The organism is Niallia circulans NBRC 13626, from assembly GCF_001591585.1.
Taxonomy (GTDB): domain Bacteria; phylum Bacillota; class Bacilli; order Bacillales; family Cytobacillaceae; genus Niallia; species Niallia circulans.
In genome coordinates this window covers 63,318-86,353 of sequence record NZ_BCVE01000016.1, presented here as the reverse complement: position 1 = coordinate 86,353, position 23,036 = coordinate 63,318, and the positions used below count along the sequence as shown (strand labels likewise).

At 36.9% G+C, this 23,036-nt stretch carries 21 protein-coding genes and 1 other annotated feature (1 of these 22 only partly in view); of the genes, 17 read left to right on the top strand and 4 right to left on the bottom strand.

The genetic code is table 11. From position 1 onward, the window contains the following. Nucleotides 1-98: 98 nt before the first annotated feature. The 5 genes from BCI01S_RS17630 to cydC all read left to right on the top strand — a co-directional run bounded on the left by BCI01S_RS17630 (nucleotide 99) and on the right by cydC (nucleotide 7,493). Nucleotides 99-1,292 (top strand): PDZ domain-containing protein, encoded by a 1,194-nt coding sequence (locus tag BCI01S_RS17630; protein ID WP_061800407.1) that lies wholly within the window; start codon nucleotides 99-101, stop codon nucleotides 1,290-1,292. 374 nt (nucleotides 1,293-1,666) lie between these two features. After that, nucleotides 1,667-3,019 carry a cytochrome ubiquinol oxidase subunit I gene (locus tag BCI01S_RS17625; protein ID WP_061800405.1) on the top strand — a complete coding sequence of 451 codons (1,353 nt, stop codon included), beginning with the start codon at nucleotides 1,667-1,669 and terminating at the stop codon, nucleotides 3,017-3,019. After that, a complete protein-coding gene (locus BCI01S_RS17620) occupies nucleotides 3,016-4,029 on the top strand; it encodes a cytochrome d ubiquinol oxidase subunit II (RefSeq protein WP_047944877.1) in 1,014 nt (337 codons plus the stop codon). The genes BCI01S_RS17625 and BCI01S_RS17620 overlap by 4 nt, the downstream gene beginning before the upstream one ends. A gap of 15 nt (nucleotides 4,030-4,044) precedes the next feature. Further along, nucleotides 4,045-5,775, top strand: a complete 1,731-nt coding sequence (gene cydD, locus BCI01S_RS17615; protein ID WP_061800403.1) for a thiol reductant ABC exporter subunit CydD — start codon at nucleotides 4,045-4,047, stop codon at nucleotides 5,773-5,775. Beyond that, nucleotides 5,775-7,493 carry a thiol reductant ABC exporter subunit CydC gene (gene cydC, locus BCI01S_RS17610; RefSeq protein WP_061800399.1) on the top strand — a complete coding sequence of 573 codons (1,719 nt, stop codon included), beginning with the start codon at nucleotides 5,775-5,777 and terminating at the stop codon, nucleotides 7,491-7,493. The genes cydD and cydC overlap by 1 nt, the downstream gene beginning before the upstream one ends. A gap of 115 nt (nucleotides 7,494-7,608) precedes the next feature. Here cydC and BCI01S_RS17605 read toward each other — a convergent pair whose 3' ends face one another. After that, nucleotides 7,609-8,649 (bottom strand): NAD(P)-dependent alcohol dehydrogenase, encoded by a 1,041-nt coding sequence (locus BCI01S_RS17605; RefSeq protein WP_061800397.1) that lies wholly within the window; start codon nucleotides 8,647-8,649, stop codon nucleotides 7,609-7,611. A gap of 228 nt (nucleotides 8,650-8,877) precedes the next feature. Between BCI01S_RS17605 and BCI01S_RS17600 the strand changes: the two genes are divergently transcribed. From BCI01S_RS17600 to zupT, 5 genes are all read left to right on the top strand, one after another. Next, nucleotides 8,878-9,288 (top strand): MerR family transcriptional regulator, encoded by a 411-nt coding sequence (locus BCI01S_RS17600; protein ID WP_047944882.1) that lies wholly within the window; start codon nucleotides 8,878-8,880, stop codon nucleotides 9,286-9,288. Between the two features lie 89 nt (nucleotides 9,289-9,377). Beyond that, nucleotides 9,378-9,803, top strand: a complete 426-nt coding sequence (locus BCI01S_RS17595) for a MaoC family dehydratase (protein ID WP_061800395.1) — start codon at nucleotides 9,378-9,380, stop codon at nucleotides 9,801-9,803. Between the two features lie 194 nt (nucleotides 9,804-9,997). Further along, a complete protein-coding gene (locus BCI01S_RS17590) occupies nucleotides 9,998-11,515 on the top strand; it encodes a flavocytochrome c (protein WP_061800393.1) in 1,518 nt (505 codons plus the stop codon). 192 nt (nucleotides 11,516-11,707) lie between these two features. Next, on the top strand, nucleotides 11,708-11,929 hold the full coding sequence (locus tag BCI01S_RS17585; RefSeq protein ID WP_061800391.1) for a hypothetical protein: 222 nt from the start codon (nucleotides 11,708-11,710) through the stop codon (nucleotides 11,927-11,929). A gap of 285 nt (nucleotides 11,930-12,214) precedes the next feature. Next, nucleotides 12,215-13,024 (top strand): zinc transporter ZupT, encoded by an 810-nt coding sequence (zupT, locus tag BCI01S_RS17580; RefSeq protein WP_047944888.1) that lies wholly within the window; start codon nucleotides 12,215-12,217, stop codon nucleotides 13,022-13,024. Nucleotides 13,025-13,132: 108 nt separating this feature from the next. Here the strand turns inward: zupT and BCI01S_RS17575 are convergent, their stop codons facing one another. Next, nucleotides 13,133-13,351 carry a hypothetical protein gene (locus BCI01S_RS17575; protein ID WP_061800389.1) on the bottom strand — a complete coding sequence of 73 codons (219 nt, stop codon included), beginning with the start codon at nucleotides 13,349-13,351 and terminating at the stop codon, nucleotides 13,133-13,135. A gap of 293 nt (nucleotides 13,352-13,644) precedes the next feature. On the opposite strand from BCI01S_RS17575, the gene BCI01S_RS24875 reads away from it, so the two are divergent. The 5 genes from BCI01S_RS24875 (at nucleotide 13,645) to ystJ (ending at nucleotide 16,407) form a co-directional block, all read left to right on the top strand. After that, the gene (locus tag BCI01S_RS24875) at nucleotides 13,645-13,815 is read left to right on the top strand and encodes a DUF1657 domain-containing protein (RefSeq protein WP_082810088.1); all 171 of its coding nucleotides are present in this window, start codon (nucleotides 13,645-13,647) and stop codon (nucleotides 13,813-13,815) included. Then, nucleotides 13,790-14,047, top strand: coding sequence for a YetF domain-containing protein (locus tag BCI01S_RS17570; protein ID WP_061800387.1), 258 nt, complete (start codon nucleotides 13,790-13,792; stop codon nucleotides 14,045-14,047). The genes BCI01S_RS24875 and BCI01S_RS17570 overlap by 26 nt, the downstream gene beginning before the upstream one ends. 2 nt (nucleotides 14,048-14,049) lie before the next feature. Next, nucleotides 14,050-14,163, top strand: coding sequence for a DUF1657 domain-containing protein (locus BCI01S_RS26030; RefSeq protein WP_082810087.1), 114 nt, complete (start codon nucleotides 14,050-14,052; stop codon nucleotides 14,161-14,163). Nucleotides 14,164-14,254: 91 nt separating this feature from the next. Further along, a complete protein-coding gene (gene rpiA / locus BCI01S_RS17565) occupies nucleotides 14,255-14,941 on the top strand; it encodes a ribose-5-phosphate isomerase RpiA (protein ID WP_061800385.1) in 687 nt (228 codons plus the stop codon). A gap of 230 nt (nucleotides 14,942-15,171) precedes the next feature. Then, complete coding sequence (ystJ, locus tag BCI01S_RS17560; RefSeq protein WP_061800383.1) at nucleotides 15,172-16,407, top strand: NADP-dependent malic enzyme; 1,236 nt, start codon at nucleotides 15,172-15,174, stop codon at nucleotides 16,405-16,407. Nucleotides 16,408-16,452: 45 nt separating this feature from the next. Here ystJ and BCI01S_RS17555 read toward each other — a convergent pair whose 3' ends face one another. Both BCI01S_RS17555 and BCI01S_RS17550 read right to left on the bottom strand, forming a co-directional pair. Continuing rightward, on the bottom strand, nucleotides 16,453-17,784 hold the full coding sequence (locus BCI01S_RS17555) for a nucleobase:cation symporter-2 family protein (RefSeq protein ID WP_373694334.1): 1,332 nt from the start codon (nucleotides 17,782-17,784) through the stop codon (nucleotides 16,453-16,455). Nucleotides 17,785-17,935: 151 nt separating this feature from the next. Then, nucleotides 17,936-19,582, bottom strand: a complete 1,647-nt coding sequence (locus BCI01S_RS17550) for a PucR family transcriptional regulator (RefSeq protein ID WP_061800374.1) — start codon at nucleotides 19,580-19,582, stop codon at nucleotides 17,936-17,938. A gap of 246 nt (nucleotides 19,583-19,828) precedes the next feature. Here BCI01S_RS17550 and BCI01S_RS17545 point away from each other — a divergent pair, with 246 nt between their 5' ends. Both BCI01S_RS17545 and BCI01S_RS17540 read left to right on the top strand, forming a co-directional pair. Beyond that, entirely contained in the window at nucleotides 19,829-21,064 is a 1,236-nt protein-coding gene (locus BCI01S_RS17545; protein WP_061800373.1) for a Zn-dependent hydrolase, read from the top strand. 499 nt (nucleotides 21,065-21,563) lie between these two features. After that, entirely contained in the window at nucleotides 21,564-22,754 is a 1,191-nt protein-coding gene (locus tag BCI01S_RS17540) for a pyridoxal-phosphate-dependent aminotransferase family protein (RefSeq protein WP_061800425.1), read from the top strand. Nucleotides 22,755-22,970: 216 nt separating this feature from the next. Beyond that, nucleotides 22,971-23,036: a binding site (T-box leader), on the top strand; it runs 152 nt beyond the window's last position.

Sequence of the window (23,036 nt, the reverse complement as noted above, 5' to 3'; positions counted from 1 at the left end):
AGTAGAATATAATAGATTTATATTATCAAAAAGATTAAATTCCTTTATTTCGAGGAATGAATAGATTGAAAGCTTATTGTAAGGATGGGGGAAGTTTTATGTGGCAAGATTGGCTGCTTGAACTATTAAAAGGATTTGGTAAATTATTTTTAAATCCTGTTTTTTATTTATCATTTTTATTTGCCGCTTTTTTAGGGGTTTCTAGAGTGAAAAAGGAAAGAAGAAATTTCACAGTAAGAGCACAGGATGCTTATTTTGAACTGAAACAATTACTTCCACGAGGGATAATTGTAGGGCTATGTGTTTCTGTTCTTTCAATTGGCCTTGTTTTAGTAGTTCCAATGGAATTTATTATTTTCACAGGAATTTTCACCATAATATTTGCTTTAATTGGAAAAACAAGAATATTATCACCTGTATACACGGCTGGTTTAGGCATTATCGCAAGTAGTGTATCTGTTTTCCTTGGCTTGGATTATTTCTTGTTTTCTAAAAGCAATCTTCAGCCTTCTGAGTATATTTTTCCAACTGCCATTATTTTATTAGGCTTATTGATTATTTCCGAGGGAATATTTGTTCGTGGAAACGGAGTAAAGGGGACTTCGCCGCGATTGAAGAAAAGTAAGCGAGGTCAAGTTATAGGTGTTCATTTACTTGAAAGAGCATGGATTATGCCGGTATTTTTATTTATCCCATCAGGCGTACTGACGATTCCATTTGAATGGTGGCCAATGTTTACTATTGCAAATCAAACCTATTCTTTAATTTTCGTTCCGTTCTTGATTGGTGCAAAACTAGAAGTACAAGGAGAGCACCCTATTATTGCTATTAGAAATGTGGGACGAAATCTAATTATTCTTGGTTCTTTTGTTATAGTAGGTGGAGCGGCAGCTTATTTATACCCGCTTGCATCGCTTGCCCTAGTGATTGTAGCCATTATCGGTCGGGAATGGATTACTTTAAAACAGAGAAATAAAGAAAAAAACAGATCTTTTTATTTTTCTAGAAAAAATAATGGGGTAGTAATTTTGGGAATTGTACCAGATTCGCCCGCTGATAAAATGGGACTTAGAATCGGAGAAATGATTTCGAAAGTAAATAGCATTCCAGTTCAAGATAAAATTCAATTATACAAAGCATTACAGAAGAATTCTGCCCATTGTAAGCTGGAGGTCTTTGATACTCATGGCGAAATTCGTTTCGTGCAAAGAGCTCTATTTGAGGGCGATCACCATGAATTAGGTTTGTTATTGATTCCAGATGAAAAAGTTCATGGAAATGAAGCAGTGTAAAAGTGTACTGCCTGCTGAATGTTCAAGCAAATTAATTTTACTAACCATTTCAAGTAGAAGAAAATAAATAAGCCAGCAAGAACCAATTCTAAAATGGAGTTGGTTCTTTTTTATGTAAAAATGCCACTGGGAAAATGGGAAAAAAATCCTTCTAAAAGTGTACACATATTAATTTATTCTTCTATGTTAACATTATAAGCGTAGTGTTAATATTCGTATTCGTATTCGTATATTTTGGATAAGTACATAAGTACTTAATAATTTGGGTATTAATAAAGAAGTATAGATAGTACCTGTGTATTAAATTCCAAAATAGTTAAAAATATAGCTTAAACTTGCTCAATATTTCACTAAGAAAAACAGGAGGGAGAAACATGGAGTTTGATACAGTCACCATTAGCAGAATGATTACAGCAATGACCCTTACCTTTCACATTATCTTTGCTACCTTAGGGGTCGGAGTACCATTGTTTATTTCTATTGCTGAATTCATCGGTATTAGAAAGCAAGATAAGCACTATGAATTGCTAGCCAAAAGATGGTCTAGAGGATTTGTGATAACGGTTGCAATTGGAGTAGTGACAGGAACAGCCATTGCCTTACAGCTATCTTTAGTATGGCCCAATTTTATGCAGCTTGCAGGTAATGTCATAGCACTGCCGCTATTTATGGAAGTATTTGCGTTTTTCTTTGAAGCTATTTTCTTAGGAATTTATTTATATACTTGGGATCGCTTTAAAGGAAAATATACGCATTGGCTATTAACATTACCAGTTGTAATCGGTGCAGGGATGTCTGCGGTTTTTATAACGACAGTAAATTCTTTTATGAATTCGCCAAATGGATTTAGCATGGTTGATGGAGAATTTGCTGCGGTTAATCCGTTAAAAGCAATGTTAAACCCATCATCGCCGACTAGAATTTTTCACGTCTTAGGAGGTTCTTATTTGACGGTAGCAGCTATATTAGCAACGATTGCTGCGATTGCGTTATTGCGAAACAAAGGTGCACGGGAATATCATAAAAAAGCACTAAAGATGACGGTTATCGCTATGTTTGTCTTTTCCGTGATTACAGCATTAGCAGGGGATGTATCAGCCAAATATTTAGCAAAACATCAGACGGAAAAGTTAGCTGCTGCAGAATGGCTGTTTGAATCAGAAGAGAATGCAGATCTCCTTCTATTTGGATGGTTGAATGATGAGAATGAGGTCGTGGGAGCGATTCGAGTACCTGGCTTTTTAAGCTTTTTAGCACATGGTGATTTTACAAGCGAAGTAACGGGGTTAGAAGCTACACCAGAAGGAGAAAGACCGCCATTGGTTATCCATTATTTATTTGATTCGATGGTATCTATTGGATTCTTCCTTTTAGGAATTTCGTTTATATATATTGTATTAGCTAGGTTTAAACGCTGGAATCAGCATAGTAGATTAATGCTATGGTTAATCGCAATAAGTGGGCCATTAGCAATGTTAGCTGTAGAACTTGGGTGGGTTTTTGCAGAGCTGGGAAGACAGCCATGGATAGTAAGAGGATATATGACTGTAGACGAGGCAGCTACATCATCTCCTTATATTCTGCATATGTTTTTTCTATTTCTAGCACTGTATATAGTCCTTGGCACTCTATTTACGATCACCTTACGAAAATTATTTAAAGATAATCCAGCAGAATTGGAGTTAGAAAAGAATTACCCTGAATGGAAAGAGGGGATTGAAAAATGAGTTATGAGGTAATCGGGATTACGGTACTATGGTTGTTCTTGTACGGCTATCTAATTGTAGCATCGATTGACTTTGGCGCAGGATTTTTTGCATATTATGCAAAGATTACCAAGCAAGACCATATCATTAATCAAATCATTTCGCGTTACCTATCACCAGTATGGGAAGTAACAAATGTATTTTTAGTTTTCTTTTTTGTAGGTATTGTTGGTTTCTTTCCTTCTTCAGCCTATTATTATGGCTCCGCATTGCTGGTACCTGCAAGTTTTGCGATCGTTTTGCTAGCTATTCGGGGTTCCTTTTATGCTTTTGAAAACTATGGTTCTAAGCAAAGTAATGTTTATATGTTTCTATATGGAGCGACAGGCCTATTTATCCCAGCTTCATTATCGGTCGCTTTAACGATATCAGAAGGAGGATATATTTCTGAACACAACGGCCAAGTTTCGTTAAAGTATTTCGAATTATTTACGAGCCCGTTAGCTTGGAGTATTGTTGCGCTGGCGATTGTATCTGTTCTATTTATTAGTGCAAGCTTTATTACTTATTATGCATCAAGGGCAAAAGATATAGCTGCACTTCAGTTAGTACGTAAATGGGCATTATTCTGGGCAACGCCAACCATTATTATGGCGTTGACAACGATGATTGCTTTAAGTCAGAGAAACCAAGTTAATTACGAAAATATGCTGGATTTATGGTGGATATTTGGCTTATCAATGGGCTTTTTTATTATTGGGATTGGTCTATTATATATAGGCAGGAATTATGGGATTGCTTTTATTGCCATTATGCTGCAGTTTCTCTTTGCCTTTTTCGGATACGGAATGGCTAAATATCCTTATTTGCTCTATCCATACATCAATATTGAGGATAGTGCTACAAATCCATCCATGGCAATGGCGCTTATCATTGCCTTCATTGGGGGACTCTTACTGCTAATTCCGTCCCTAATCTTATTGATGCGCCTGTTTTTATTTGATGCAGATTATGCCAAGGGAAAAAAATAAGAAGGCGGAATCATTATGCAAAATATAAAGAAAACAGTTTGGATGCATAAGAAAAAGATTTATTGGTTATTTGGACTAACCTTGATACTAGGGCTTGCAATTGTTGCCCAGGCCTATGTGATGACGTCCATTGTCGACGGTGTTTTCCTAAAAAAACAGTCGTTTTCAGCGATTATACCGTGGTTGATGCTGCTGCTTGTTATCCTATTTGTAAGGTCTAGTACCGATTATATAAGTAAACGGATTGGTGTTTCGATTGCGAGCAAGGTAAAAGGGGAAACACGTAAGAATTTATTGGCAAAATATACTGCTAATTCTGTCCAGCTGAATGAAAAAGGACAGACAGGCGAAAAAGTAAGTATGCTACTTGATGGTGTGGATGAGATGGATAGTTTTTATAGCCAGTTTATTCCACAGGTTATGCAGAGTACATTTGTACCGCTTTTAATGCTGCTTGTTATTCTTACTCAGCATGTAAATTCAGGGATTATTTTAATGGTTTCTGCCCCGTTTATTCCAATTTATATGATCGTAATTGGAATCAGAACCCAAAAAAAATCGGAGGAGAAGCTGGAAAAACTAGCTTCTTTTTCCGGTAAGTTTTTAGAAACTTTACAAGGGCTAGTAACCTTAAAACTATTTGCTCAAACAAATCGGCAAAAAGGAGAATTAGAAAAAAGTAGTTTAAGCTTTCGTGATACAACACTAGAAATATTGAAAATTGCTTTTACACAATCCTTTGCACTTGAACTTATATCGATGCTAAGTATTGGAATTGTGGCTTTAGAACTTGCTATTCAATTAATTATTTATAAAAGTATTTCTTTTTTCACGGCTTTTTTAATCTTAATATTGGTTCCAGAATTTTATACGTCCCTAAAAGAACTGGGTGTAACGTTTCATAATGGCAGAAGCAGCATGGGAGCTGCACAAAAGGTATTAGAGGTGTTTGAAGAGGAAGATGAACCTACTTTATGGGGAAAACAAACCTTCCCTAAGTGGAAAGTGCCCCCAACGATTGAGCTTCATCAAGTTGACTTTGCTTATACGACTACTAATTTCCGACTAGAGTCGATCACAGCAACTTTTTTACCTAACCAGCAAATTGCCATTGTAGGCGCAAGTGGTGCTGGAAAGACAACCTTGCTTCACTTATTAGCAGGTATGATTACTCCTGAAAAAGGGACGATTTATATTAATCAAGAAGCACTCACTAAATTTGCAGAAGCCGCTTGGTTAGAAAGGATTTCTTATATATCGCAAACTCCTTATATTTTTTCAGGAACGATTGGCGAGAATATTGCGATGGGAACGACAGAGGAAGTTGGGATGGATGCAATTAAAACGGCAGCACAATTAGCGGGAATTGCACCGCTAGTTGCTTCATTAGAACATGGCTTTGATACTCGAATTGGCGAAGCTGGCAGAGGGCTTTCTAGCGGTGAAAAACAAAGAGTTTCGATAGCACGTGCTTTTCTTAAAAAGCCTCACATTGTATTGTTGGATGAACCAACGCGCGGGCTCGATTTAGCTACTGAAAAAATATTGCAGCAGTCGATTCAAAAATTAAAGGAGACAGCTACGGTGATTACCGTTGCCCATCGTTTGCATACGATCAAAAATGCCGACCAAATTCTTTTTTTAGAAAATGGGAGACTCCAGGCTGTTGGGACACATGAATCATTATTAGAAATTTCACCTGCATATAAGGAGTTAGTAATGATTCAAAAAGGGAGGGAACAATAATGAGTGCACTGCAGAAAATAATGAGATTAATGTTAATAGAGAAAAAAGACATTAGCGTAGCTGTAGTATGTGGTTTTATTGCTGGAATTAGCAGTGTCGGCTTATTTGCTGCAAGTGGTTATCTTATATCTAAGTCTGCATTAATTCCTCCCTTCTATACTTTAATTATACTAACTTCAACCGTTAAGTTACTTGGTCTTGTGAAAGCAGGAGCAAAATATGGAGAGCGCCTTTCATCACATCGAGCTACTTTTACGATTTTAAGTAATTTGCGAGTGGCTTTCTTTGAAAAATTGACGCCGCTTATTCCGCAAATATTTCATAAATATAGAAGCGGGGACCTGCTTGCGCGTGTAGTTGGAGATGTAGAAAGTTTGCAAAATTTCTTTTTAAGGGTGTTTTACCCACCGCTTGTGCTCTTACTTGTTTTTGTCAGCACGATCTTATTTACTAGTTTTTATTCCATCGCCATTGCGCTGATTCTATTACTTGGTTTTTTCCTGACGACGATTATCATTCCAGCACTATTTTCCTTAAAGCAAGTCAACATTAAAGGGAAAGTTAGGCAGGAGCGTGGTGATTTATCCATCCATATTACAGAGATGATGTATGGGTTTCGTGAATTAAAGCTGTTCCATCAATTACCACATAAACAACAGCAGCTATTAAATCGTTCTGAATCGTATATTAATGAACAAAAACGAGAAAATTTAAATAAAGTATCGAGTCAATCATTTAATGGTTTTATCACGTTGGTTACAAGTTGGTTTGTCATAGGAGTTGGAGCCTATTTAGTTGCGAATGGCATGCTTGAAGGGATATTTTTAGCAATGCTTGTTATGATTTCTTTAACTGTCTTCGAGTCTGCAGCGTCAATGGCTGTATTTCCTATTTATATGCAAGAAAGTAGAGATGCATCAAGACGCTTATATGAAGTGGTAGAAGATCCTAGTTATACAAAGAATCATAGTGATCCTGATATTAATAAGTTATCTAGTCTCCCGCCGTCATTAGAATTTAAAGATGTACAATTCACTTACATGGGGGATTGGCGCAGCACGATTCCTAACATATCATTTACGATACCAGCTAGGTCAAAGACGGCAATTGTCGGTGCCAGTGGCTCTGGAAAATCCACTGTCCTTCAGCTGATTTTAAAGCTGCAAGAAGTTGATGCCGGAAAGATTTATTGGGGAGATTTGGATATATCGTCTGTATCTTCTGAGGCTATATGGGAACAAACGAAAGTTGTCTTGCAGGAGAATTATTACTTTTATGGAACGATTCGTGAAAATCTTCAATTAGCAGCATCAGAACTTAATGACACACAAATGGAAGCAGCATTAGCAAAGGTGCAGCTAGAACATTTTTCCCTAGATCATCGCGTGTTAGAAAAAGGAGAAAATCTTTCAGGCGGAGAAAAACAACGCTTAGCACTTGCTAGAGCATTTTTGAAAAAAGGACATCTATGGTTATTAGATGAGCCAACCTCATCACTTGATGCACAGACAGAACAAACTATTTACAAAGAAATTTTTAAAGATGCCGATCAGGATACATTTATTATGGTCAGCCATCGCTTAAAAGGTTTAGAGTCTATGGATCAAATTATTGTAATGAATCATGGCGAAATTATGGAGTACGGTTCTTATAAGGATTTAATGGAAAAGAAAGGTTATTTTTATCAAATGAAGGTACTAGAAGAAAGCTTGCTTTAAGGAAAAAATGAAAAGTTATTTGTTTTGAAACTTTGTAAAGATGAGGGGGAATTAGCAGACTGAATACTATAGGATTCAGTCTGCGGGGAATATCCACTCCCCCACTTTTCATCTGCTACATAGTACTCGTATCAATAACGAAACGATATTTTACATCAGAAGCTAAGACACGCTCATAAGCCTCATCAATTTGGTCTGCGGAAATTACTTCTATTTTTGGTACAATATCGTGCTTCGCGCAGAAATCCAGCATCTCCTGTGTCTCCCGAATTCCTCCAATTAGGGAACCGGCAAAGGAACGGCGGTGTCCAATCAATGACATCACATTTAATGACAATGGTTCCCCAGGAGCACCGACATTTACCATCGTACCATCAAGGGTAAGTAAAGAAAAATACGCATCAAGATTGATTTTTGCACTTACAGTGTTAAGAATTAAATCAAAGGAGCCAGCAAGTTTTTCAAATGTCTCTGGATCATTTGTAGCGTAATAATGATCCGCTCCAAATTCTAAACCGTCCTCTTTTTTCTTTAATGATTGAGACAGGACCGTTACCTTTGCTCCCATTGCATGTGCAATCTTAACAGCCATATGGCCAAGACCACCCATTCCGACAATCGCTACTTTTTTACCTGGACCAGCTCCCCAGCGATTTAATGGAGAGTAAGTGGTGATACCTGCACATAGTAATGGTGCCGCAGCATCCAGTTCGATGTTATCAGGGATTCCTACTACGAACTCCTCTGTTACAACAATATGGGTTGAATAGCCGCCTTGTGTAGGCTCTCCGTATTTGTCTACGCCAGCATATGTAGGAATATTACCTTTAAGACAGTATTGTTCTTCCCCCTTTAGGCAGTTCTCGCATTCTCCACATGAGTCCACCATACATCCGACACCCACACGATCGCCGATTTTATACTTCGTTACTTCCGGTCCGATTTCTGTAACAATTCCTGCAATTTCATGCCCTGGTACAAGAGGATAATTAACAGGTCCCCATTCCCCATGAGCTGTGTGGATGTCTGAATGACAAATGCCTGCATACTTAATTTCTATGAGAACATCGTGTAAATCTAAGTCACGTCTTTTAATTTCGGTTGCTTGAAATGGTTTATCTGCACCATATACTGCTCTTGCTTTAGCTGAAATCATTCTAAAACCTCCAATAATTTGATAGTAGAAAAAGTTCCTTCTCTTTTTTCCTTACAAAATTAGCATAGCCCCTATAGTTAACTCTAGGGCAAGTGAAAAGTATCAATAGTTATATAAATAGTTCTTTCTTCGTAAATCTTTGACAGGGGTCATCTGTCATGATAGGATTCTGCTTAAATCACAGAGTTAATGCAAAATCTTGATCCGTAGGTGGAAAGGGGAAAGCGAATGAAAACATATTCGATCAGTGAAGCAGCCAAAAAATTAAATCTTACTATATATGCTTTACGATACTATGACAAGGAAGGACTGATGCCTTTTGTAACTCGTGATGCTAATGGAAACAGATTGTTTAAAGAATCAGATATAGAGGCATTAAAAGTTATTCAATGTTTAAAAGCAACAGGAATGCCGATTAAGGAGATAAAAGATTTTATCGCTTGGTGTTCGGAAGGGGATTCCACTTTACAGCAAAGATATGAGATGTTCCTGGAACGAAAAGCTGCAGTAGAAGCACAGATAGAAGAGTTGAAACAGACCATGGAAGTTGTTAATCATAAATGCAATTATTATAGGAAAGCTATCGAAGCAGGGACAGAAGATATTCATAAAAAGAATAAGATCAGTAATTTCAATTGATAAAAATTAGTATAATCATTATTAATTGTGAATCCAGTACGTTGGTTTAGAGAAAAAATAGTATTTATTAGAAGAAGAGGTAAGTAACGATGAAACTAGATAAATTTACAATCGGACAAATTTTTCGGACAAAGGCGCTTACATTAACGAAAGAAGAGATTATAAAGTTTGCAGGCGAATTTGACCCGCAATATTTGCATGTAAATGAAGCGAAGGCGAAAGAAGGAAGATTTAATGGCATAATTGCTTCAGGTATTCATACTTTAGCTATTTCCTTTAAACTATGGGTCGAAGAAGAGAAATATGGTGAGGATGTTATTGCCGGTACCGGGATGAACAATATACAATTTATTAGGCCTGTATATCCCGGTGATAAGTTGTATACGATTGTAAAAGTTCTTGAAAAAAAAGCTAATAAAAGTGCTACCGGTATTCTTACTGTATTGCTTAAGACGTACAATGATAAAGAAGAGCAAGTATTTTCAGGGGAATTATCTGTATTAATAAAACGATAAAAAGATGAAATTAGGCTGTCGATATGCTTTTTGTAAGAGTATCGGCAGCCTTTTTGATATACCTAATTGTAACAGGTAAATGAATTTTTAACTTTTTTGTGAACTTATGCACAAACTATGTTTTTGATGCTATACTTTGGTAGATGAAAGTACCGGAGTAATGAATAGAGTAGGTGCTATATGGAGGTAATAAGATGAAAAAAAGAATAACATCTATGCTTATCTTAGTTTTTTCCCTAGTGCTTGTCCTTGCTGGTTGTGGAAACGACAAAGCAAGTAACACGCAAAAGCAAGAAAAAAAGGATAAGGAAGCAGAAGCGGTATCAGGAGCATCAAAAACTAGTTATACGCCATATGAAGAACTTAAAGAGGGCTATGATATTATCATTGTAGGTGCTGGCGGAGCTGGAATGACTGCTGCATTGGAAGCGAAGGCCAAAGGATTAAATCCGGTTATCCTTGAAAAAATGCCGGTTGCAGGAGGAAATACAACAAAGGCTTCTTCTGGAATGAATGCATCAGAAACAAAATTTCAGAAAGAGCAAGGCATTAAGGATAATAATGATAGTTTTTATGAAGAGACATTAAAGGGTGGTCATGGAACGAATAATAAAGAGATGTTACGATTCTTTGTTGATCATTCTGCAAGTGCTATTGATTGGTTAGATTCCATTGGTATCCGTTTGAATAATTTAACGATTACAGGAGGAATGAGCGAAAAACGTACACATCGTCCTGAAGATGGCTCAGCAGTTGGGCAGTACATTGTAGATGGATTACTGAAAAATGTGCAAGAAAAGGATATACCACTATTCGTTAATGCAGATGTGAAAGAAATAACAGAAAAAGACGGGAATGTAAATGGTGTCCGTGTATTATTCAATCAAACAGATGAAAAAGCAATTGCTGCAAAAGCCGTTGTTATCACTACTGGTGGATTCGGCGCCAATATGGAAATGATTAAAGAAGTAAGAAGTGATTTAGGGGACTATGTGACAACAAACCAAGCTGGTAGTACAGGTGACGGAATTAAAATGATTGAAAAATTAGGTGGGACAACCGTTGATTTAGATCAAATCCAAGTCCATCCAACTGTACAGCAAGATGAATCCTATTTAATAGGAGAAGCGATTCGTGGAGAAGGTGGGATAATGGTCTCTGCAGAAGGAAAAAGATTTACAAACGAATTAGACACGCGTGATAAAGTTACTGCGGCAATCAATGAGCTTCCAGAAAAAGCGGCATTTTTAGTGTTTGATGCTGGGGTGAAATCTCGTGTAAAAGCTACTGATCAGTATAAAAAAATGGGATTTGTATTAGAAGGAGAAACAGTCGAGGCTCTAGCAGAAAAGATGAATGTTTCTGCTGACGAGTTAACTTCAACGCTAGAAACATGGAATAGTGCCGTTAAGAATAAGGATGATCAAGCTTTCGGAAGAACAACAGGAATAGACAATGATTTATCTTCAGCTCCATTCTATGCTATTAAAATTGCCCCAGGTATCCATTATACAATGGGGGGAGTAAAAATTAATACAAACACAGAAGTCCTTAATAAAGAAGGAGCACCAATCCCAGGCTTATTTGCAGCAGGGGAAGTTACCGGTGGACTTCACGGAGAAAATAGAATTGGCGGTAATTCTGTTGCAGAAATAATTATCTTTGGTCGTCAGGCTGGTGTGAAGTCTGCTGAATATGTAAAGGCAAAATAATCGATATTACTGTGAAAGTTCAATTTCAGTTTCAGTTTCAGTAGTATATTAGGCTGATAGATAGGTAAAAGGTTCAAATCACTTTTGATTTGGACTTTTTATTTTGCCATTAAGATTATCGCCTGAAATTAATTAAGGACATCGGACAATCTCTTGCTTTCATACGCTAAATGCAAAGGGGAGATGCGGAAAATGAAAGAAACTAGAAGAAAAGAGTTAATGATTGTGGTTGTAGAATTTTCGCAATTGAAAAAATTTTTAATGCTGGATATGGGAATCGGTACTTTGTCTTATTATTTAGTTAAAATGATTAATGGCAATCTCCTTATTGATTTAATAGGAAGTACTATTATTACGGAAGGAGTAAAAAGAGTGTATAAAGGGATGAACAATAAAAATAAGACTATTACTTAGAAAGAATGAAGCAAGTTTCGAAAAAACAAAAAGGAAGGAAAGAAAGTGATTTTTTTGCGTATAAATGTATTAAGTGATGTTAATGGTTAGGGGAAGAAGGATAAAAAGGTAGGAAGAATAGCTTGGAGATAAAAATAATTTACCTATAATACATAATGTTATAGATTGACGAATATTTGGAATTTAGTTAAAATTTTTCCTGAGTGAAACTTTTTTTAATTAAGATATAAATTTTATATAAATGAAAAAATGCAGAAATATTTTGGAAGATAAAGGGGGATTTAAATGCCCGAAAATTTATTAATTGCCTTTGGTTTAACTTTATTAGCTGGCCTTGCTACTGGGATAGGAAGTATACTTGCCTTTTTTACATCCACTACAAACACAAAGTTTCTCTCTTGGATGCTTGGCTTTTCAGCAGGAGTAATGATTTATGTATCGATGATTGAAATTTTTGTGAAGGCGAAGGATGCATTAGTCGGATCATTGGGAGTACAAACAGGGAATTGGCTTACGGTGGCGGGATTTTTTGGCGGAATTTTACTTATTGCATTGATTGATAAATTTGTTCCAGAGCAAGGAAACCCACATGAATTAAAGAAAGTAGAGGAAATTAATAAATCCAATCTAAAAAGGACGGATCATTCTTTATTAAAGATGGGAAGTTTTACAGCATTGGCAATCGCTATTCATAACTTTCCAGAAGGAATTGCAACCTTTACCGCAGCTTTACAAGATCCAGGACTTGGGGTAGCAATCACTGTTGCCATCGCCATACATAATATTCCAGAGGGGATTGCGGTGGCAGTACCCATTTACTTTGCAACAGGTGATCGAAAAAAGGCGTTTAAACTTTCGTTTTTATCAGGATTAGCGGAGCCTGTTGGTGCATTAGTTGCTTTTCTCATCTTAATGCCATTTTTAAATGATGTTATGTTCGGTCTCATATTTGCAGCAGTAGCAGGAATCATGGTATTCATTTCTTTAGATGAATTACTGCCAGCAGCTAAAAAATACGACGAAGGCCACTTATCCATATACGGCCTGATAGCAGGAATGGCTGTGATGGCAGTAAGTTTGTTATTGTTTATATAATGAAAAATCATATAGTCAATGTCTTTAATAGAACAGGATTGATTCAGCCGGAGTACACGCACCCGAAAAGGAAGTGTACTCCGGTTTTCGTCTTAATAGGATTCATCATTACTTCCTCTCTAATAAGTTGTTTTCCTTCTCCATTTTTTCCACTTCTACTTTCATTTTTTCTGTTTCCAATAAAAAATTCTCATGTTTTAATCGTTCAAGCTCTAATTGATCTTTTAGGATTGCTCTGTTGAGCTTAGTCCTTTTTTCTAAATGATCCGTGATAATTCCAGCTAAGGAAATCAAGAATATAGCTAATACAATCACAATAACAATCATCATATAACTCCCTTGTATCGTTTAGTAATTAATACGATAAACGCGCAAAAAAGTTTCAAATGAAAGCCATAAGAAATATGACTCTGCAAATTGGCATTTTTTTGAGGAATAACAAAGAAAGGAAATGAAATCATATAAAAAGGAACAAGAAAGAATTCGGACAGCATAACTGTCATCCATTCATGCAAATTTGAAAATCGATGTAGAAATATATTCTACAGAAATCAAAAAGCTTTCTAGCGGAATAACTTCCCTTCAAAAAATATATAATGGTTTCTTTTATGGAGGAAAATATGATTATTGCATCAGAAGGGAAGCAAACTTTAGCAAGTTTAAAAGGAATTGAATCCCAGCTATCTGTCTTTGCACTTCATTTCAGGGAGGAAGCGGCCCAGAAAGCTTTTCATGAAGCGATGGTGTTAGTTAGTGAAATGAAACATGAAATTCAGTTGCAAGTGTATTAAATATAAAAGTGCAAGGGAAAAAGCACCGCAAACAGTCATAATGGATGGCAAGATTGTTTATGAGTCTTTAACGAAAATAGAAAAGACCGCTTCATGGCTGCAGACGGAATTAGATAAGCTAGATGTAACACTTGAGAACGTTTTTCTAGGACGGGTCAATTCCTATGGGGAACTTACGATTGATATATATGTTGATAAGATGGAACTGGCAGAGCCGCAAGAAAGACCGTAGAATTGTACTCCTTGCAAACGGATAACACAGCAGCAAAAGCAATCTATAGGAAGAATGCAGATAAAATGGTACAAATGAAAAATAAAGTAAAAGTATATTTAGGAGAAAATTTCTAAGGAAAATAGATGAAAGAGAAGGCGTTATCATCTATTATAGAAGGAGGATAACTATTTGGATGAATACAATAAAAGTGTGTAGGTGAACAGAATGGAAAGACAGGATGAAAAAGTAATAGTCGGAGAAGCAGCGGTCGTTCAATTTGTGAAAGATGGGATGACAGTGGGACTAGGCACGGGAACTACTGCCTATTATGTGATAAAAAAAATGGGAGAAATGATTAAGGAAGGGATGGAATTAAAAGGTGTAGCAACGTCAAAGGCTACAGAAAAGTTAGCCAGTGAATGTGGAATTCAGCTGGTTGATATAAATGAAGTGGAGCAATTAGACATTGCTATTGATGGAGCGGATGAAATTGATGATAACTTCTTTGCAATAAAAGGGGGAGGCGGAGCATTATTGCGTGAGAAAATAATTGCTAATGCTGCTAAAACCTTTATTGTAGTTGCTGATGGAAGTAAGAAAGTGCAATCATTGGGGAAATTCCCTCTGCCGATTGAAGTCGTACCTTTTGGCTATGAACATACAGAGAAAGCTATTCAAAAATTCGGCTGCAAAACAGCAATACGGCAGAAAGATGGCGAGCTCTTCGTAACAGATAACGGAAATTATATTATAGATTGTTCCTTTCCTACTATCCAAAACCCCACTCAATTACATCAAGACTTGAATAATATAGTAGGGGTAGTAGAGAATGGCCTTTTTATTAATATGGTAGACGTATTAATTTCAATAAATGAGCAAGATCAAATTAGCGTGGAGCACAAGAACAGATAATGCTTTAGATATAGGGGATTTATGTAGAATAAGTTCCCTTGTAACGGAAGGATAATGACAGTTTATGGAAATGCTTTGGAGCTGTTTTAAAGATATCTTTATTTTTGCTTGAAAGCGTTTCTTTTTTTGTTTCTACGTTATATTATCGTAGATAGGTAGGGGAATCCTTATCTAAGAAATGCATCCAATGGAAGGATGCAATCATGTTACAGAAATAAGGGAGAGATAGAATGTCTTTACGAGAAGATGCTTTACATATGCATCAAGTCAAACAAGGGAAATTGGAAATCCATGCAAAAGTGGAAGTGAAAAATGCCCAAGATTTAAGTTTAGCTTATTCTCCAGGAGTAGCAGAACCATGTAAAGAAATTTTTGAAAACCCGGAAACTGTCTATGACTTTACCATGAAGGGCAATATGGTGGGACTTATCACTAATGGTACATCCGTACTTGGTTTGGGGAATATTGGTGCTGAGGCATCATTGCCAGTAATGGAAGGGAAAGCAATATTGCTTAAAAGTTTTGCAGGAGTAGATGCCTTCCCAATTGCTTTAAATTCAACAGATGTAGACAAGATAGTAGAAGCAGTTAAACTAATGGCTCCTACTTTTGGTGCCATCCACCTTGAAGACATTGCTGCTCCGCAGTGTTTTGAGATTGAAGAAAGATTAAATCAAGAATTAGCCATTCCTGTTTATCATGATGACCAGCATGGTACAGCAATCGTAGCTTTGGCGGGACTTCTGAACGCCCTTAAGATTGTAAAGAAAGAAATGAAGGATTTGAAAATAGTAATAAATGGTGCTGGCGCTTCAGGCATTGCTATTACCAAGCTTTTCAACTCTTATGGTGTAACTAATATGATTATATGTGACACAAAAGGGGCGATCTTTGCTGGCAGGAAAGCTGGGATGAATCCAGCGAAAGAATCTGTAGCAGCATATACGAATGCTAAGTTGGCGACAGGTACACTGAGAGATGTTTTGGTAGGAGCAGATGTATTTATTGGCGTTTCTGTAGCAGACACTTTAACGAAAGAAATGGTACAGACAATGAATAAGGATGCGATCATCTTTGCACTGGCAAATCCAGTACCAGAAATAAGTCCTGCACATGCGAAAGAAGCGGGCGCCATCATAGTTGGAACAGGAAGATCAGATTTTCCGAACCAAGTTAATAATGTATTGGCCTTTCCAGGTATTTTTCGTGGTGCTTTAGATGTTCGTGCGACCACTATTAATGAAGAAATGAAAAAAGCAGCAGCAGAAGCGATTGCAGGATTAGTTGCGGATGCCGAGTTGAATGAAGATTATGTAATTCCAAGTCCCTTTGATCCTAGAGTTGCTCCCGCTGTTGCTTCAGCTGTGGCAAAAGCAGCAATGGAAACAAATGTAGCAAGAATTCAAGTTAATCCAGAAGATGTAAGGCTGAAAACCATGAAAGCGACGATTATTGATAAACAATAAAGAGAGAGAGAAAGAGGCTCGAGCCAAATGGCAGCCTCTTTTTGTTTACAATGTATGTGTTTCGCCTATTTGTTTGCTCAAGAGAGAGGCATTAGAGCTTTTCTTACTTGTTTTAACATTAAAAAGAAGATTTAATAAAATGGCAGCCAGACTTCCTGTGATAATCCCATCACTTACAATGATTCTTAAGGCGGAAGGAAGCTGGTCAAATAAATTAGGAACTGCTGTTGCTCCTAAACCGACAGAAATAGAGCAAGCCATGATTAATAAGTTAGCCTGATTGGTAAAATCAACTTTGCTCAGCATTCTGATGCCAGAAGCAACAACCATTCCAAACATAACAACGGTTGCTCCGCCTAATACTGGTGTCGGAATAATAGTGGCAAAAGCCGCAACCTTAGGAATGAAGCCTAAAAAAACAAGAATTCCTCCTGCCGCAATCACGACATTTACTGTTTTGACTTTTGATAGCTGAACAAGACCGACGTTTTGAGCAAAGGTATTATAGGGAAAAGCATTAAATAGTCCACCTATAGTAATGGCTAAACCCTCGGCACGATACCCACGCGTTAAATCCTTTTCACTTAGTGGAGTCTCCGTTATTTTACTTAGTGCGAAAAAGACACCAGTTGATTCAATCACAATAACTAAACCGACAATTAGCATAGTAAGAATTGGCCCAATTTCAAAGCTGGGTGTCCCAAAATAAAATAGTTCAGGAAAATGGAACCAACTAGCTTCTCTTACTGGGGTAAGGTTCACCTTACCAAGAACAGCAGCAATGATAGTACCAGCAATAATTCCAATTAGGACGGACAATGATTGTATAAATCCTTTTGTAAACCGGTTTAACAAAAGAATGAATAATAGGACACCGAATGCCAAAATCAAATTTTCAATGGAGCCAAAGTCTTTGCTTGTTGCTCCTCCACCCATATTTTTAATACCGGATGGGATAAGAGATAAACCGATAATAGTTACAACTGTTCCAATTACAACTGGAGGAAAAAGCTTGGTAATTTTGCTGAAAAAGGGAGCAAAAATAATCATAAAAATTCCTGTAATAATAATGGCTCCATAAATAGCAGTGACTCCATAATTTGTTCCGATCGAAATCATCGGAGTAACCGCAACGAATGAACTACCTAGTACAACTGGTAAGCCAATGCCTAAATATTGGTTTTTCCAGGCTTGGAGCAATGTCGCAATTCCACATGTTAAAAGATCAATTGCAACAAGATAAGCTAGTTGTTCGGTTGTTAAATTCAATGCTCTTCCAACTAATAGTGGAACAAGGATAGCACCAGCATACATAGCAAGAACATGTTGAAGACCTAAAGAAAAAATTTGTAATCCCTTTTCGTTATTTTGAGGCAATATGAACACTCCTTCTCCTTGTGCCATTTAATTAACACATATTGTTATGTTAATTAACATCATAAGCAGCGAGAAGAAAGAAGTCATTGGTTACATTACACAAAATATTTAGAAAATATAGATTATATATCTAAGACGTTAAAGAAGCTTTTTAGATTTGTATTTGTTTTTTTCTTTCATTCATTTTTAAAATCGATTTAATCCGAAAAGCAAAACGAAGGTGGAAGGTAGTCTCTGGATCCTTAAGACTTTTTCCTAAGAGATCCTCACATTTTTCTAAGCGATAAATTACTGTATTACGATGTACATAAAGTCGTTTCGCCGTCTCAGAGATTTGGCAATGGGTCTCTAAGTAAACAGATAATGTATGGAGTAATATTTGTTCTTCTTCTTGCTGGTGACTGTTAGAAAAAGAATGGAAGATATGGTCATAAAATTCCTGCAGATCCTTTGTTGGAATGATTCTTAACATTTCAAAGGCATCCTTTGGTCGATGTATCTGGATAAAAGGCGTGTTTCCAGAAAGCTGTCCAGTATGTAAAGCACTAAGCGCCTCCTGATAAGCATTGGGTAAATTTAACAGACGCTGATAAACATTGCTGATACCGAATGAGATACTTGTTTTAAATGTGTTCGCAAGATAGGTTTGGATATTTTGTAAATAAGGAAGAATGGTTTTGTCTAGCTCATAAGAGGAATGGGTAACTTCCATGATAATAATACAATGATCTTGTATAAGAAAAAGCTGAGAAGCGAAAGGTGCCTTTTTTATTTCTGTTTCGATAAATTCATATACATAATCTACCTCAACAGAATGCTGTGTGAAAGATTTATATTGATCGCCGCTATCCAATTTGCCAATTATTGCGATGGAAGCCTGTTCTTTTTTTAAGAAAAATTCTTTTGCTCTGCTTTCGATTTCCTCAGCAAAGCTAAACTTTCCTTCCATAAAGTGAGCGAAGAAGTCATTTCTTGCTCTTCTAGTATATTGCTTCACTGTATTTTCCCTCATTAGCTCAAAAGAAAGCACGTTAGTTGCCTGTTCAATCGTAAGAAGTAAGCTGTGATCTTTCATGGGGATTTCTCCCAGAACAACTAAAAAAGCTGGTTTTCTCATATGAGTATAAATGGGGAAAATGGTAAACACTTCTTCTGTATTTCTACTCGAAAAACATGAATAAGGTGCGTTAGCTAATAAAAATTCAAATCCTTTTGCATGGAGAGAGCTAAAAAAGTTATCGATGGATGTTCGATTATAAGAAGAAGTGTGTAATTGGAAATGGGCATCCAGTAAAACAATCGGCTTGTTAATCATTTGAGATAAGTCATCAATAAGCCTTTTTATCCCTTTTCCTTTCAGAATATGCTGCGTAAATTTTCGATGAGTTTCAAAGGCAGTGGTTAACTCTGCTGTTCTTTGACTCAACATATAGTTTAAAGAAGCATTAACGATTTCCCCTAGTGAAGTTTCTAAAGGTATTTCTAATAGGGGAAATCCTATTTCATCAGCGAATTGAATCGCCTCTTGTGGTATATGTCCTAAAAATCTCTTGGACTTAATTCCTAAGGCTGTACAATCTCTTTTATGCATACTTTTTATTAAGGAGAGCAGAACACCAGGATTATCTTTAAGATGATAGGCAGTAGTGACTAATAAATCGTTCGGGTTTAAGAAGTCGACGATATCAGGTGCATCCATCATGGTAATATGCTTTATGTCTTTATTTAATCCCTTGTGACCTGCAATTACTTGCACCTCTTTAAAGGCAGGTTTTTGTAATATCTCTGCTAATTTCAAATGTATCCCTCCTAAAGTAATCCAATTAATCAAGAAGCTTCTTTAGTTATTTTATACAAACTATTTAGATAATTCTAACATTTTGTCTAATGAATTGCTAGCAGGTGACTATTAAAATAATGGTTACATAATATGAGTGCGTTTTAAGTAGTTTTAAATATTATTAGAAAATAACAAAAGGAGAGAGGAGAGTCCTTTCTTTTTATTTTGAATGTGGGGAGAGTATCAGGGAGGGGAGCGGAATCAATGAAGACAACTATTGATATTGAAACAAAAGAGGTAGGGGATTGGCTAGAATGGCTTGCTCGATTTGGAAAGACGAAAAGTGGTGGAGTTACACGACTTCTCTATGATGAAAACTGGCGCTTAGCACAACATTCTCTTTTTCAAAAAATGAAAGAAAGTGGTTTGAATCCTTATTTTGATGGCGTTGGCAACTTATTTGGCAGGTTAGAAGGAACAGATCAAGAGGAGAAAGCTATATTAACAGGTTCTCATATTGATACTGTTGTAGATGGCGGAAAATACGATGGAGCCTTCGGGATTATGGCGAGTTTTATCGCTGTCAATTATTTGAAGAAGCATTATGGCAAACCAAAAAAGACAGTAGAAGTAGTCTCGTTATGTGAGGAAGAGGGGAGTAGATTTCCTTTAGCTTTCTGGGGATCTGGATCGGTAACAGGAAAATTTACTAAAAGGGATTGTGAAGGATTAGCTGACGTAAGAAATATTTCCTTTGCTCAAGCTATGACATCGGCGGGTTTGCAGCCAGATGAAAAACAAGTAAAGCGAGAGGATATTGAATGCTTTATAGAAATACATATAGAACAAGGGGCTGTCTTAGAAAAAGAGCAGAAGTCTATAGGGATTGTCTCTCATATAGTAGGACAAAGAAGATTTACAATCAAAGTAATGGGGGAGAGTAACCACGCAGGTACAACCCCAATGCTCTATCGGAAGGACAGTGTACATCTTGCAGCAGAATTAATTACATATGCTATTAAACAAGTTACGGAAATAGACGCTCACTTAATGGCGACAGTGGGGAAAATACAGGCAGTTCCTAATATTCCTAATGTGATTGCCAAAGAGGTTACGTTTACACTGGATGTCCGCCACCACCAAGAAGAAGTACTAGATTACTATTGTGAGAAAATTTTTGCTTATTTTAAACAGAGAGGTAAGACTGCTGATATGGAAGTAGGATGGAATCAATGGCTGGATGTTAAGGCCGTTGCAATGGACGCTAAATTAACGCAGCTATCGGAGAGAATTGTGGAGGAAATAGATATTCCTTATCAAAAAATGATTAGTGGTGCCGGTCACGATGCACAAATTTTCGGAACCTATTGCCCGACAGCGTTACTATTTGTTCCTAGTGTAAATGGAATCAGTCATTCACCAAAGGAACATACGAAACTAGAAGATTTAAAAAATGGGGTTGTTGTCCTTATAGAATTACTACACCGTCTGGCTTATTGATTTTTTAGATCGAACATACTTAAGGCGCAGGAAAGGCGGAAAGTGGTGTACAGGAGATTGATGAAAGCCGAAAAGTGAGAGAGGAAAGGAAAAAGTGGTGTACAGGAGGTTGATGAAAGCCGAAAAGTGAGAGAGGAAAGGAAAAAGTGGTGTACAGGAGATTGATGAAAGCCGAAAAGTGAGAGAGGAAAGGAAAAAGTGGTGTACAGGAGATTGATGAAAGCCGAAAAGTGAGAGAGGAAAGGAAAAAGTGGTGTACAGGAGGTTGATGAAAGCCGAAAAGTGAGAGAGGAAAGGAAAAAGTGGTGTTCAGGAGTTCGATGAAAACCGAAAAGTGAGAGAAGAAAGGAAAGAGTGGTTTTCATCAATTAAATAACAGTATGAAAAACGAAGAAGTAATCACTTATTCCCCAAGTAGAGGGATTTACCAATAATATAGATAAGGAAAGGAAGTAGCATAGTGACTTTTTTAGAACTAAACACACCCTTAAGAACAATTATGACACCAGGACCAGTGGAGGTTGATCCGAGAGTGTTAAGGGCGCTAAGCACACCTATTTTGGGACAATTTGATCCTGCATTTACTTCCATCATGAATGATGTTATGAGAATGATTCAACAAGTTTTCCAAACTAAAAATCAATGGGCATATCCAGTTGATGGAACATCAAGGTCTGGGCTGGAAGCTGTATTGGCCAGTGTCATCGAGCCAGGAGATAAAGTGTTAATTCCAATTTACGGAAGATTTGGGCATTTGATAACGGAAATTTCTGAAAGATATGGGGCTGAGATTCATTTGCTCCAGTGTGAATGGGGCGAGGTTTTTGATCCAGAAGTAATTATTGCAGAAATGAAAAAGGTGAGACCGAAAGTAGTTGCTCTTGTTCATGGAGAAACATCAACAGGGTGTATGCAGCCATTAGAAGAGGTCGGCAAAGCATGTCGAGAACAAGATATTCTCTTTATCGTTGATGCTGTTGCAACAATTGGAGGAGTAGATGTTCAAACAGATAATTGGTATATAGATGCAGTAATTGGGGGCAATCAAAAATGTTTATCTGTTCCATCTGGAAATGCCCCTATTACGTATAATGATCGAGTGGAAAAAGTGTTAATTGCACGGAAGAAAGTAGAAAGAGGAATAGCTACTGATATTGAACTAGCAGAGATAAATGCTCATGCCCCAATTCGCTCGAATTATTTAGATTTGGCACAATTGCAGGATTATTGGAGCCCGCGAAGGCTGAATCATCATACAGAAGCAACTACCATGTTATATGCTCTTTATGAAGGATTAAGAATTGTTTTAGAAGAGGGATTAGAAAATAGATTTGCTCGTCATCAGTATCATGAACAAGCGCTAATAGAAGGAATAAAAGGAATGGGTCTTGAATTGTTCGGTGATAAAAGGTGGAAGCTGCCAACGGTAACATGCATCAACGTTCCAGAAGGGATTGATGCAGAATCTGTTCGTAGCATGATGCTTGAGCAATTTGGAGTAGAAATAGCCAGCTCTTTCGGTCCATTACACGGAAAAATATGGAGAATTGGAACAATGGGCTATAGCTGTCGCAAAGAAAATGTCTTATTTGTGCTTGCGAGTTTAGAGGCATGCCTCATTAGACATGGGGTAAAACTCCCTGCAGGCCAAGCACTGCAAGCAGCGCTAAATTTTTATTCAAGAGGATAATATTTAAGGGGCCAGAGAAACACTCTCTTTGCCCAAAGGCAAGAACTCAAAGAAGAAGAAGGTACAGATAATCACTTTCTATGCCTAAAAGCACACAGAGAAGCCACTTACTCCTTCGCCATTTTTCAAAAATACCCTATCGGTTAAAAAAGAATAAAAAAATCTATATTGACAATAATGTTTCTATCCGATATGATTTTTCACAAAGAAATGAATAATGAAACTATAAAAAGGATTAGTATGCAGCAATGTCTATAAAAAGAGAGGGTCTAAATGCTGAAA